A 12,570-nucleotide genomic window follows, 5' to 3' on the forward strand; every position below is an offset into this window, starting at 1 on the left:
GCACCTGCTTGGCGCTGTACGCCCGTCGAGGCTACAGCCGCTGGATGATGGTCCCGGTCGCCAGCGCGCCGCCCGCGCACATCGTGATGAGCGCGAACTCCTTGTCCCGGCGCTCCAGTTCGTGCAGCGCCGTGGCGATCAGCCGGGCGCCCGTCGCGCCCACCGGGTGGCCGAGCGCGATCGCCCCGCCGTTTACGTTCACCTTCTCCAGGTCCTGCTCGAAGACCTGAGCCCAGCTCAGCACCACTGAGCCGAAGGCCTCGTTGATCTCGACGAGGTCGATGTCCTTGAGCGACATCCCCGCCTTGCCGAGCACCGCCCGCGTCGCGTCGATCGGTCCGTCGAGGTGGAAGTGCGGGTCCGATCCGACCAGCGCCTGGGCGACAATCCGCGCGCGCGGCTTGAGCTTGAGTGCGCGCGCCATCCGCTTGGACGCCCACATGATCGCGCTCGCGCCGTCGGATATCTGCGAGGAGTTCCCGGCCGTGTGCACGGCGGTCGGCATGACCGGCTTGAGCCGGGCCAGCGCCTCCATCGACGTATCCCGCAGCCCCTCGTCCCGGTCGACGAGCCGCCACATGCCCTGCCCGGCCGCCTGCTCCTCCTCGGTCGTCGGCACCTGCACGGCGAAGGTCTCCCGCTTGAAACGCTCCTCGGCCCAGGCGGTGGCCGCCCGCTCCTGGGACAGCAGGCCCAGCGAGTCGACCCGTTCACGCGTCAGGCCGCGCTTGCGCGCTATCCGCTCGGCCGCCTCGAACTGATTGGGCAGGTCTACGTTCCACTCGTCCGGCCACGGCTTTCCCGGCCCGTACTTGGACCCGGAGCCGAGCGGCACCCGCGACATGGCTTCGACTCCGCAGCTGATGCCCACATCGATGACCCCAGCGGCGATCATGTTGGCGACCATGTGGCTGGCCTGCTGGGACGAGCCGCACTGGCAGTCGACCGTCGTCGCAGCCGTCTCGTACGGCAGACCGACCGCCAGCCACGCGTTGCGCGCCGGGTTCATGGACTGCTCGCCGGCGTGGGTGACCGTACCGCCGACGATCTGCTCGACGCAGTCGGCATGGATGGCGGTACGGCCGAGAAGTTCGCGGTAGGTCTCGCCCAGGAGATAGGCGGGGTGGAGGTTGGCGAGCGCGCCTCCGCGCTTGCCGATGGGGGTGCGTACAGCTTCGACGATGACGGGTTCCGCGGCCATGAGCTCGTCCTCTCCTTGTCCGCAGGACGTCCCCCCGGCGCCCCCACGGCAGCTGCGCAACTAGTACGCGTTCTAGTTATCTGAGTAGTCTTATGAGTGCCGCCCCGGCAGCGCAAGGGTCTTGCACGCGTTGTGCACGCACTCCACACGCAACAGATGGCGCCGGGAGCCTTGCCTCTTATAGAACTCGTTACTACATTCCCGGCAACTCAACTTCTGATGGGTCGTCAGACATTGGAGCTGCCGATGCACTGCCCCGCGCTGCCCGAAGGGTTCGACTTCACCGACCCCGACCTGCTCCAAGCCCGCGTACCGCATCCGGAGTTCGCGCAGATGCGGCAGACCGCCCCGGTGTGGTGGTGCGCGCAACCCCCCGGCATCTCCGGTTTCGACGACGAGGGCTATTGGGCCGTCACACGCCACGCCGACGTCAAGTACGTCTCCACGCACCCGGAGCTCTTCTCCTCGAACACCAACACCGCCGTCATCCGCTTCAACGAGTCGATCAGCCGCGACCAGATCGAGGTCCAGAAGCTGATCATGCTCAACATGGACCCGCCCGAGCACACCCGCGTCCGCCAGATCGTCCAGCGCGGCTTCACTCCTCGTGCGATCCGCTCCCTTGAGGAGGCGTTGCGCAACCGCGCCCGCTCTATTGTCGAGACCGCGATTGCCGGCGCTGCCGACGACAACACCTTCGACTTCGTCACCAACATCGCCGTCGAGCTTCCTCTCCAGGCCATCGCCGAGCTCATCGGCGTACCGCAGGAGGACCGGACGAAGATTTTCGACTGGTCAAACAAGATGGCGGCGTACGACGATCCCGAGTACGCCATCACCGAGGAAGTCGGCACCGAGGCGGCCATGGAGATCGTCACGTACGCGATGAACCTCGCCGCCGCCCGCAAGGAATGTCCGGCCAAGGACATCGTGTCGCAGCTCGTCGCGGCGGAGGGCGAAGGGAATCTGGGCTCGGACGAGTTCGGCTTCTTCGTGATCCTTCTGGCGGTCGCGGGGAATGAGACGACCCGCAACGCGATCAGCCACGGTATGCATGCCTTTCTTACGCATCCCGAGCAGTGGGAGCTCTACAAGAGGGACCGTCCCGAGACGGCCGCCGAGGAGATTGTGCGTTGGGCTACGCCGGTGGTCTCGTTCCAGCGGACGGCGACGGCAGATGTCGAACTGGGCGGGCAGCAGATCAAGAAGGGCGACCGGGTGGGGCTCTTCTACTCCTCCGCCAACAACGATCCCGAAGTCTTCGACGCCCCGCAGCAGTTCGACATCACGCGGGATCCGAACCCGCACCTCGGATTCGGCGGCGGGGGCCCGCACTTCTGCCTCGGTAAGTCGCTGGCTGTGCTGGAGATCAACCTGATCTTCAACGCGATCGCGGACGCCTTGCCTGATCTCAAGCTCGCCGGCGCCCCCCGCCGGCTGCGGTCCGCGTGGCTGAACGGCATCAAGGAACTCCAGGTCAGCCGCGACTGACCCGCACCTTCGGGCGGCGGGGGACCGTCTCTCCCCCCGCCATGGACCCCGCCGCCCGTTCATCCGGCGTACGGTCGCCGACGTGGGCCTGGGCTGTCCGTACTGGTGAATGATCAATGACGTTGGGTGGTCTGCCCGTTACCGATCGAGGGAGCATCCGCCCAATGCCGACGGCCCAGCACGTCCCCGACCTGCTTTCGCCCGAGTTCGCCGCGAATCCGTACGCCGCCTACAAGGTGATGCGGGATCCGCGCCGCTGTTCTGGCACGAGGCGATGCAGAGTTACGTCATATCCCGGTACGAGGACGTCGAACGGGCCTTCAAGGACAAGGAGTCGGTGTTCACCACCGACAACTACGACTGGCAGATCGAGCCCGTGCACGGGAAGACCATCCTTCAGCTCAGCGGGCGCGAACACGCCGTGCGCCGTGCGCTGGTGGCTCCCGCGTTTCGGGGCAAGGACCTCCAGGAGATGTTCCTGCCGGTCATCGAGCGCAATGCCCGCGAGCTCATTGACACCTTCCGGGGCCGGGGCACCGTCGACCTCGTCGAGGCGTTCGCGACCCGCTTCCCCGTGAACGTCATCGCCGACATGCTCGGTCTCGACAAGGGTGATCACGCGAAGTTCCACCACTGGTACACCACCGTGATCGCCTTCCTCGGCAATCTGGCCGGTGACCCCGAAGTGGCGGCGGCGGGCGAGCGTACGCGCGTGGAATTCGCCGAGTACATGATCCCTGTCATCCAGGAGTGCCGGAAGGCGCCGGGCACCGACCTGCTGTCCACCCTGTGCGCGGCCGAGGTCGACGGCGTACGGATGAGTGACGAGGACATCAAGGCGTTCTGCAGCCTGCTGCTCGCCGCCGGGGGCGAGACCACCGACAAGGCGATTGCCGCGCTGTTCGCGAATCTGCTGGCGCACCCTGAGCAGTTGGCCGCCGTACAGAAGGACCGCACGCTCATCGACCGGGCCTTCGCCGAGACGCTGCGCTTCACTCCGCCCGTACAGATGATCACGCGTCAGACGGCGGCGGACGTGACGCTCAGCGGCGGCACGATCCCGGCCGGCGCCACGGTCACGTGCCTGATTGGCTCCGCCAACCGTGACGAGAGCCGGTACGCCGATGCGGATTCATTCGATATCTGCCGGCGGGACCTCACTGCGACGAACGCCTTCTCAGCCGCCGCCGATCACCTGGCCTTCGCCCTGGGACGGCACTTCTGCGTCGGCGCTCTGCTGGCGCGGGCCGAGGTGCAGACCGGCGTGAACCAGCTGCTCGACGCGATGCCCGACATCCGGCTGGCGGACGGCGCCGAGATCGTCGAGCAGGGCGTGTTCACCCGGGGGCCGCAGGCTGTGCCGGTGGCCTTTACGCCCGTCGGCTGATGGGCCGCCCTTCCCCGCGCCGGTGGACCCGATGGTGGTCAAGGGGGTCTCCGGCGTGGTCAGGGGCGCTGCCTTGGGGGCGCCGGGGAGACGTCAGGCGACGCAGGAGGGCTTGAAGGCCGGGTCGGCCGGTCCTGTGCGCTCCAGCGCGTGCAAAACCCACTGGTGGACCACCGGGTCGTTGGGCGCCTGATCGTGCTCGATGGCGTTCAGCGGGCACGCGTCCTGGAGAGTGACGTTGGTGACCTCGCGGGCCGATCCGTCCAGGAAGGCGCTGGTGTAGGGCGTGACGACCTCGTCGTACCTGGTGGTGACGACGGTGTAGTGAGGGCCCGCCGGCGTCTCGTCCTTGGCGTTCAGGCCGGTCAGGAACTCCGAGCCCGCCTGTTGTTCGTCGCATGCCGGGCACGCCGTGTTCTCGAGACCGGCAGGCCGTACGAGCACGGTCTCTGTCCCGTGGTTGGACGGAACTATCCCGACCAGGTCGTCGACCTTCGTCGCGCCGCCGAGGTTCTTGGTGTAGTAGCGGGGCATCATTCCGCCCTGACTGTGGCCGACAAGGTCGACCTTGCGTGCGCCGGTCGCCCCGAGCACCGCGCCGACGAAGGAATCCAGTTCCTTTGCCGACTCGGCGATGGGTCGCATGGCGTTGCCGCCGTAGTTCAGCGCGAAGACGCAGTACCCCTCGCTCTTCAGCCTGGGGCTGAGCGTCGGCCAGTTCTTGGCCATCGTCTCGAACGTGCCGTGCACGAGAACGACCGGCTCCGGGTGCTCGGCGCCGGGCTTGCAGGACCAGTCATTGGCGCCGGGCGGAGAGACATCGGTGGTGTCGCCGACGGCGGACGGAAGGGGGCAGGCAACGGTTGCGGTGACCGCGAGAGCGGCGGCGGTCAGGATCGAGCGCAGTCTCGACACGGGAGTGTCCTTCTGAGGCGAAAGGGAAGCGGAACCACAGAGGGTGGCTGCGGTGGAGACGAGAGCGGGCACGATACGGGTCTCGGCCTGAACACCGTTCGACAATGTCGTGCGGTGCGGCGATTTTGCGCGCATGTTACTCGCGTGTCAACCATCGGGGGATCCGCTGACAATGCGTTGACCTGCTCTCGGACGTCGCCGTAGTGTTAAGCGGACCAACAGCGCCAATCGCTCATTGGGCTCAATATGGCTGTAACGTTCCGCATCCGCCGCCGGGCTGCTGTCCTCGCCGGCTCAGTCCTCCTGGCCACGGGCCTGCCGTTCACGCTGTCGGCGTGCGGCTCCGCCGAGCCCCCGGCGGGGCAACCGGCCGTCGTGTCCGTGCAGTTCAGCTCCTCGCTCACTGACGCGCTGGAAGCGCAGGTCACGGCACAGGACGCGGAGGCCAAGAAGGCCGCCGAACGCAAGGCCGCCGACTCCTCCACGGACAGCCGGAAGGTGTGCACGACGGATCCGGCCGACCGATCAGCTTGCCGTAACCCCAGTGGGAAGATCGATCCCAACGGCGGTGACTTGGACGGCGACGGCGTCTTTGAGCCGCACGAGCCCGTCGGCCCCGGTTACAAGGACCCGCGCGCGTACGACGGTGGCAAGACTTCCGGTGAGACCCAGTGTGAGTGGCTGCGCTCTCAGGGCATCGCCTGCTGAGTCACAGAGGTGGGGCGAGGTGTTCCGCCGCGTCGACGGCGGATCCCGCCAATACAGTGCGCCGGGCCGCCCCGGCCATGACCGTCGCGGACGCCGTCGGGGCTGGCGACGCCTTCACCACCGGCATGCTCCACTGGCGCGACAGCGCCGGACCTGGGACGAGCGCGGCAGGACGCCCTGCACCCGCTCGACGCCGGCAGCACCTCGCGGACGCTCAGTGGGACGCCGGGGTGAAGGACACCGGCAGGGTGGTCAGGCCGCGCATCCAGATGGAGGGGCGCCAGGCCAGCTCCTGCGGGTCGACCGCGAGCATGACGTCGGGCAGGCGCTCCAGCAGGGCTCGCGCTGCCGCTGGACGAGGCGTCGGTAAAGGTGGCGTCCGGGCCTCCCGAGGACGGCGACGGGCCCGACGGGGAGCTGGGGCTGTGGGCAGGGGTCGTGCCGATGGGCACCTACTTCGGCGTACCGGAGCCCGATCCGGCGCTGCCCGCCGGGATTTCCCTGCCGTCGCACATATCGGCGCTGGGGAGCGACGGTTCGCGTTCGGCGGCCGACGCGGGCTGAAGGAGCTTGCGCGGGCCGGCCAGGACGTACGTCAGACCGAAGCCCGCGGCGACCACCGCCGCCCCGCCGACCGCGTCCAGCACCCAGTGGTTGGCGGTGGCGACGATCGCGCAGACGGTGAAGAAGGGGTGGAGCATGCCGACCAGCTTCATCCACAGCTTCGGCGCGATCAGGACGACCACCAGGCCGCACCACAGCGACCAGCCGAAGTGGAGTGAGGGCATCGCCGCGTACTGGTTCGTGAGGGCCGTCAGCGCGCCGTACTCGGGGCTCGCGAGGTCCTGCGGGCCGTGGACCGTGTCGATGTAGCCGAGGCCCGGCATCAGGCGCGGCGGGGCCAGCGGATAGAGCCAGAAGCCGGCCAGCGCGAGCACGGTCGCGAAGCCGAGCGAGCTGCGGGCCCAGCGGTAGTCGGCGGGGCGGCGGACGTACAGCAGAGCGAGGATCGTCAGCGGTACGAAGAAGTGGAACGAGGAGTAGTAGAAGTTGAAGAAGGCTTCCAGCGGGTCGAGTTCCGCCACCGCGTGGTTGATCCAGCGCTCGATGTCGATGTACAGGAACTCCTCCGCCGAGACGATCTGCCGCGCGTTTTCCTCGGCGGCGGTGCGCCCGCCCGCCGCGGCGGTGCGCACCTCGGAGTAGGCGGAGTAGCCGGCGCGGATCAGCAGGAGTTCGAGGAGCAGGTTGGGGCGGGTGAGGACCCGGCGCCAGAACGGCAGCAGCGGCACCCGTCTCCAGCGGCCCGCTGCCGGCTTCGCGTAGTCGGTGGGAAGGGGCCGGAGCCAGTACGGCGAGGTGCGCGACACGAAGGGCACCGCGCAGGCCGCCGCGAGCGCCGCCACCAGAAGGGCGTTGTCGCGGACCGGAATGAGCGGCGCGACGTTGGGCAGCAGCATCGTGCCGGGCAGCGTCATCACCAGGACGACGGCCGCGGGCCACACCCTGCGGTCCGACGACCGCTTTCCGACCCGGCCGACCACCGCGAGCAGCACCCACAGCAGCTGGTGCTGCCAGGCCGTCGGCGACACGGCGACCGCGACGCAGCCGGTCAGGGCGACGGCGAGGAGCAGCTGGCCGTCCTTGGCGTAGCGGACGGCGCGCCGCAGTCCGAGTACGACGACGGCCGCGCCCAGCAGCAGGAAAAGGACGATCTCCAGCGGACCTTCGAGGCCGAGCCGGAGCAGGGCGCCGTGCATGGACTGGTTGGCGAGGCTGTCGGGCCGCGCGCCGAGCCCTGCGCCGGCCACATGGTGCACCCAGTACGTCCATGAGTCCTGCGGCAGCGCCGCCCACGCCAGGGCCGACCCGCCGGCGAACGTCGCGCCCGTGGTGAGCGCGGCGTGTCTGCGCCCCGTCAGCCACAGCAGCGGCGCGAACAGCAGCACGGTGGGCTGAAGGGCCGCGGCGATGCCGATGAGGACGCCGGAGCTGCGTTCACCGCGCGCCTGGAAGCAGCCGAGGAGAACGAAGAGGACGGGGATGATGCTGGTCTGGCCGAGGTGGAACGTATTGCGCACGGGCAGCGACACCATCAGCAGGCTGATGGCTACGGGCGCGGCGAGCAGCGCGGTTCGCCGGGAGACGGGCCCCGGCAGTGCGCGGGCGACGACCATGCCCAGTACGGCGACGAGCAGCAGCGTCCCGAAGGTCCAGGCCACGCCGAGGCTCTCCTCGGCCGAGCGGGCCAGCGGCTTCAGGACCAGGCCGGCGAAGGGGGTGCCGGTGAAGCGGCCGCCGTCGTAGAGGGAGCCGGCGACGTGCAGTACGCCCTGGTCGCCGATCCAGGTCTCCAGGTCGGTGAGGCGCTCGCCCGGCGGCGTACGCAGCAGCATCGTGACCTGCCGCCCGGCCAGGGCCGCCACAACGGCCCAGAGGGCTATCCGCGCCGCCGCGACCCTGTTTCCGGCGCCGATCGCTCCGATCGCGCCGCCCGGTCCGCCCCGCTCCACATTCGCCACGTCGCGCCCGACCCTCCCCGCCTGTCCCCGCACCCACGTGCCCGGTGCGTAGAGCCTCGCACTGACCGTACAGAAGACGCAGGCAACCCCCGATTCGCCTGACTGCCATCCGGTTTTGCCCAAAGGGCCTTGCTTTCCACGATCCCCGTTCCGCCATTGGGGCGCGAGTCCGGGAAGTGCGAGTCCGGGAAGTGCGGGTGGCGTACGGCAGGATGGGCGCATGAGTATCGTGAAGATCAACGTGCTGACTGTGCCGGCCGAGCAGCGTGAGGTGCTGGAGAAGCGGTTCTCGGCGCGGGCCGGGTCCGTGGAGAACTCCGACGGCTTCGAGTGGTTCGAGCTGCTGCGGCCCGTCGAGGGGACCGAGCAGTACCTCGTCTACACACGGTGGGCCGACGAGGCGTCGTTCCAGGCGTGGATGGAGGGGTCGATGAAGGCCGCTCACCAGGGTCCGGGCGCGGGTGAAGGCGGCGAGCGTCCCAAGCCCGCCGCCTCCGGCTCCACACTGTGGTCGTTCGAGGTGGTCCAGCAGGCCGCTCCGAAGAACGGCTGATCAGCTTCCCTCCGGCCTGCGTCACATCCGCAACAGGCGCTCCGTCGCCTCGCGGTACGTACGCAGGGCGACCCGCAGTTCCTCCGTCTCGGCCTCGGTCTCCCGGTCCTTGCCCGCCCAGGCCGAGCGGAGCAAGCCGCGCCGTTCGGCCACGGCGTCGGTCAGGCAGCGGGCGGCCTCCTCGAAGACACTGTCGGCCTCCTCGACCGCGCGCAGGGGGCCGTCCACGAAGGTGTTGACGGCCTGCTGGAGGCGCAGGGCCAGCTTGTCGCGCTCGCCCTGGGGGATCAGCGGGGCCTCGGAAGGGCTCGCGGAGGTGGTCGCCCCGGTGCCCGGATTGGCGTCGTACGTCATTACGCGCCACTCCCCTTCGGGTGGTGGCCCCTGCCCAGCGACCACGGGGCGTGCGTACGGCCGTGGCGGTCGTCGGCGCGCTGCGGACGGTGCCTGCCGCTGTCCGCCGGCTTGGCGCTGACCAGCGTCTCGAAGAGCTCACGCGCTTCCAGCATGGCCTCGCGCATCTGCTCCGTACTGCTGTCGGTGTTCGCCGCGCGATGCACCCGGCGATAGCCCTGCACCTTGTCCGCGTGGTGCACGGAGAGCGCGGAGACCTGCTCGTCGTACTGCTGGTCGGCCGGGAAGCCCCGGTCGGCCGCGAGCCGTGCCAGCAACCGGTCCGCCTCGACGACGGCGTGCTGCGGGGAGTCGACGAACTGCTCCTGGATCGCCGCCCAGCGGTCGACGTACCGCGTGCGCGTCTCGGGGGTCAGCGGCCGCAGTTCGAGTGACCCGTGCCGCTTGACGCGCTCGTCGAGCTCGCGCTCGGCCGCCTTCGTGTCGCCGTCGTGGTGGGCGACGACCCTGTCGTACTCGGGACCGAACCGCTTCTTCAGTCCGCGCCCGCCACCTCGCCTGCCCGGTCCGGCGACGAGGAACACGGCGGCCAGGAGAATGACGACCACCGCTGTCAGAACGATGATCCAGACTGTGGACATGACTGCCTTCCCGGTTCTCGGTTGTCGGTACTCGCTTCTCGGTAGTTGGTCCTGCAACGGCTTGTCCCGCTGCGGGTAGCCAGTAATTCGCTGGCCAAACGGTCCGGCGTACCGGTACAGACATGACCATGGCCTGGAACGTGACCCCCGAGCGCTACGACACCCCCGAGTCGACGGCCCTGCGCCGCGACTACTACGACGAGGTGGCCAGCCGTTATTGGGGTCGCCCGGCGACGACGCGGGAGATCGACGAGGGGCTCACCGACGACGGCGTTGAGCGGCTCGTTGCCCCCACAGGCGAGTTCGTCGTAGGCCGGTACGACGCCAAGGCCGCCGCCTGCGCCGGGCTGCGCGTGGTGGACCCCAACACCGCTGACACCGCCGAGCTGACGCGGGTGTACGTACGCCCCGCCTTTCGCGGCAGCGGTGGCGGCGGGCTGCTGCTGGCCGCGATCGAGACGGCGGCCCGCGAACTCGGGATCAAGCGCATCCGGCTGGACACCCGCAACGACCTGGTAGAGGCACGCGCGTTGTACGCCAGGCACGGGTACGTCGAGGTCCCGGCGTTCAACCAGGGCCCGTACGCCGAGCACTGGTTCGCCAAGTCGCTGTGAGCCGCACGGCCCTTCGCACGGCCTTCACAGATGGTGGTCGGGCGTGGGCCCCGGACTGTACGGGCGGTCCTGGTCGGAGCCGCTGACCTCGGCGCTCAACTCCTGGACCAGCTGGATCAGATCGGTCGGCCGGTCCGGCCCCCACCAGTCGCCGAGCAGTTCCGCCAGGGACTCCTCGCGCGCCTGGGCGAGCTTCGCCGCGACCGCCGTTCCCTTCTCCGTCAGCACCAGTTGCAGGCCCTCGCGCCGGGCGAACCCGCGCTCCTCCACCTGCCGGGACGCGTCCGTGATGACCCGCAGCGGAACGGGAGTGACGTCGGCGAGCCGGGCGGGTTCGACGGCGCCCGCGCGTTTGATGCGCAGCAGCAGCCAGCTCGCCGCGGGCAGCAGGTCGTAGCCCGCCCTGGCGGTGATCTGTTCGTAGATCCTGCGGCGCCCTTCCCGCGTGGCGAGGACCGAGAGGGCGCGGACACATTCGTCGTACGACGAACGCTCGACGGGGTTGGACGCCAGCGTCTGGCCCGCGTCGGGCGCCGTCACCGACCGGCGCAGCTTGTCCTCCCGCAGGAACCAGGCGACCACGAAGCCGACGAGGACGACCGGCGCGGCGTACAGGAAGACGTCGGTGATGGACGTCGAGTACGCGTGCAGCACCGAGGGGCGCAGCCCCGGCGGCAGCAGGGCTATGTCGCGGGGGTCGGCGGCGATCCCATCGGGGCCAACGCCGGGTGGCAGCGGCTGGCCGGTGAGGGCGTTGTCGAGCTTGTCGATCAGCCGGTTGGTGAAGATGGTGCCGAAGACCGCGACACCGAAGGACGCGCCGATGGAGCGGAAGAAGGTCGCGCCGGAGGTGGCAACGCCGAGGTCTTCGTACCTCACGGCGTTCTGCGCGACGAGCACCAGCACCTGCATGACCAGGCCGAGTCCGGCGCCGAAGACGAAGAAGAAGGCGCTCATTTCCCAGGCGCCGGTGGTCTCGGTCAACTGGTGCAGGAGGAGCAGGCCGAGGGCGGTGATGCCCGTACCGGCGATGGGGAAGACCTTCCAGCGGCCCGTGCGGCTGACGATCTGGCCGGACGCGGTCGAGGTGAGCAGCATGCCGAGCACCATCGGCAGCATGTGCACGCCGGACATGGTGGGGGTGACGCCCTGGACGACCTGGAGGAACGTCGGGAGGTAGACCATCGCGCCGAACATCGCGAAGCCGACGATGAAGCTGATGACCGCGACGAGCGTGAACGTCCTGAGCTTGAAGAGCTTCAGGGGCAGGACCGGCTCGACGGCTTTGCGTTCCACGCGGATGAACCAGAGGAGCAGTACGGCGCTGAGAACCGCGAGCCCGATGATCTGCGGCGAACCCCAGGCCCAGGTGATGCCGCCGAGGGAGGCGACGAGGACCAGGCAGACGGCGACCGAGGCGATCAGGGCGGTGCCGAGGTAGTCGATGGTGTGGCGGGAGGAGCCGACCGGGATGTGCAGCACGGCGGCGATCACGAGGAGTGCGACGACGCCGATGGGGAGGTTGATGTAGAAGACCCAGCGCCAGCTGAGGTGTTCGGTGAAGAGCCCGCCGAGGAGGGGCCCGAGGACGCTCGTCGTGCCGAAGACCGCCCCGAACAGCCCCTGGTACTTTCCGCGTTCGCGCGGCGGCACGAGGTCACCGACGATCGCCATGGACAGCACCATCAGGCCGCCGCCGCCCAGTCCCTGGACACCGCGGAAGGCAATGAGCTGGGACATGTCCTGCGCTACGCCGCACAGCGCGGAGCCGATCAGGAAGATGACGATCGCGGCCTGGAACAGCTTTTTGCGGCCGTACTGGTCACCGAGCTTGCCCCACAGGGGCGTGGCGGCGGTCGCGGCGAGCATGTATGCCGTGACGACCCAGGACAGGTGTTCCATGCCGCCGAGTTCGCTGACGATCGTCGGCAGGGCGGTCGAGACGATGGTCTGGTCGAGCGCGGCGAGCAGCATGCCGAGCAGCAGCGCTCCGATGGCTACGAGAACGGTCCGCCGGCTGTCTCCGGTGTCTGGGCCGGGGCCGGCGGCCGGGGCCGCGGCGGGGGCGCCGCTCGGTTGCTGGGCCATGAACTACTCCTCGGGTCCCCTGGGAGTCGTACACCTCTTCCATCCTGATCGTTGTGGGGCGATATGGCCTGCCGAATGGCCTGCCGGGCGGGGGAC

At 69.3% G+C, this 12,570-nt stretch carries 10 protein-coding genes and 1 pseudogene; 5 read left to right on the top strand and 6 right to left on the bottom strand.

Annotation, left to right across the window (positions count from 1 at the left end; translation table 11 throughout):
• Nucleotides 1–31: 31 nt before the first annotated feature.
• Entirely contained in the window at nucleotides 32–1,201 is a 1,170-nt protein-coding gene (locus J7E89_RS04855) for a steroid 3-ketoacyl-CoA thiolase (RefSeq protein ID WP_214968756.1), read from the bottom strand.
• A gap of 246 nt (nucleotides 1,202–1,447) precedes the next feature.
• On the opposite strand from J7E89_RS04855, the gene J7E89_RS04860 reads away from it, so the two are divergent.
• Nucleotides 1,448–2,692, top strand: coding sequence for a cytochrome P450 (locus J7E89_RS04860; protein WP_214968851.1), 1,245 nt, complete (start codon nucleotides 1,448–1,450; stop codon nucleotides 2,690–2,692).
• Between the two features lie 164 nt (nucleotides 2,693–2,856).
• A pseudogene (locus tag J7E89_RS04865) lies at nucleotides 2,857–4,079 on the top strand (cytochrome P450).
• Nucleotides 4,080–4,172: 93 nt separating this feature from the next.
• On the opposite strand, the gene J7E89_RS04870 reads toward J7E89_RS04865, so the two are convergent.
• Nucleotides 4,173–4,994 (bottom strand): alpha/beta fold hydrolase, encoded by an 822-nt coding sequence (locus tag J7E89_RS04870; protein ID WP_308315331.1) that lies wholly within the window; start codon nucleotides 4,992–4,994, stop codon nucleotides 4,173–4,175.
• A 246-nt stretch (nucleotides 4,995–5,240) separates the two neighbouring features.
• Here J7E89_RS04870 and J7E89_RS04875 point away from each other — a divergent pair, with 246 nt between their 5' ends.
• Nucleotides 5,241–5,702, top strand: coding sequence for a hypothetical protein (locus J7E89_RS04875; RefSeq protein WP_214968762.1), 462 nt, complete (start codon nucleotides 5,241–5,243; stop codon nucleotides 5,700–5,702).
• Between the two features lie 452 nt (nucleotides 5,703–6,154).
• Here the strand turns inward: J7E89_RS04875 and J7E89_RS04885 are convergent, their stop codons facing one another.
• The gene (locus J7E89_RS04885; RefSeq protein ID WP_374196782.1) at nucleotides 6,155–8,224 is read right to left on the bottom strand and encodes a bifunctional glycosyltransferase 87/phosphatase PAP2 family protein; all 2,070 of its coding nucleotides are present in this window, start codon (nucleotides 8,222–8,224) and stop codon (nucleotides 6,155–6,157) included.
• Between the two features lie 220 nt (nucleotides 8,225–8,444).
• Here J7E89_RS04885 and J7E89_RS04890 point away from each other — a divergent pair, with 220 nt between their 5' ends.
• Nucleotides 8,445–8,777, top strand: coding sequence for an antibiotic biosynthesis monooxygenase (locus J7E89_RS04890; protein WP_214968766.1), 333 nt, complete (start codon nucleotides 8,445–8,447; stop codon nucleotides 8,775–8,777).
• A 21-nt stretch (nucleotides 8,778–8,798) separates the two neighbouring features.
• On the opposite strand, the gene J7E89_RS04895 is transcribed toward J7E89_RS04890, so the two are convergent.
• Both J7E89_RS04895 and J7E89_RS04900 read right to left on the bottom strand, forming a co-directional pair.
• Nucleotides 8,799–9,131 (bottom strand): hypothetical protein, encoded by a 333-nt coding sequence (locus tag J7E89_RS04895; RefSeq protein WP_214968768.1) that lies wholly within the window; start codon nucleotides 9,129–9,131, stop codon nucleotides 8,799–8,801.
• On the bottom strand, nucleotides 9,131–9,772 hold the full coding sequence (locus tag J7E89_RS04900) for a hypothetical protein (protein ID WP_214968772.1): 642 nt from the start codon (nucleotides 9,770–9,772) through the stop codon (nucleotides 9,131–9,133). The genes J7E89_RS04895 and J7E89_RS04900 overlap by 1 nt, the downstream gene beginning before the upstream one ends.
• A 128-nt stretch (nucleotides 9,773–9,900) precedes the next feature.
• Between J7E89_RS04900 and J7E89_RS04905 the strand changes: the two genes are divergently transcribed.
• Nucleotides 9,901–10,386, top strand: a complete 486-nt coding sequence (locus tag J7E89_RS04905) for a GNAT family N-acetyltransferase (RefSeq protein WP_214968775.1) — start codon at nucleotides 9,901–9,903, stop codon at nucleotides 10,384–10,386.
• Nucleotides 10,387–10,410: 24 nt separating this feature from the next.
• Here the strand turns inward: J7E89_RS04905 and J7E89_RS04910 are convergent, their stop codons facing one another.
• Nucleotides 10,411–12,474: an MDR family MFS transporter gene (locus J7E89_RS04910; protein WP_214968777.1), complete on the bottom strand. Its 2,064-nt coding sequence runs from the start codon at nucleotides 12,472–12,474 to the stop codon at nucleotides 10,411–10,413.
• Between the last annotated feature and the right edge of the window lie 96 nt (nucleotides 12,475–12,570).

The sequence above is a fragment of the Streptomyces sp. ISL-100 genome (assembly GCF_018614615.1).
Lineage (GTDB): Bacteria > Actinomycetota > Actinomycetes > Streptomycetales > Streptomycetaceae > Streptomyces.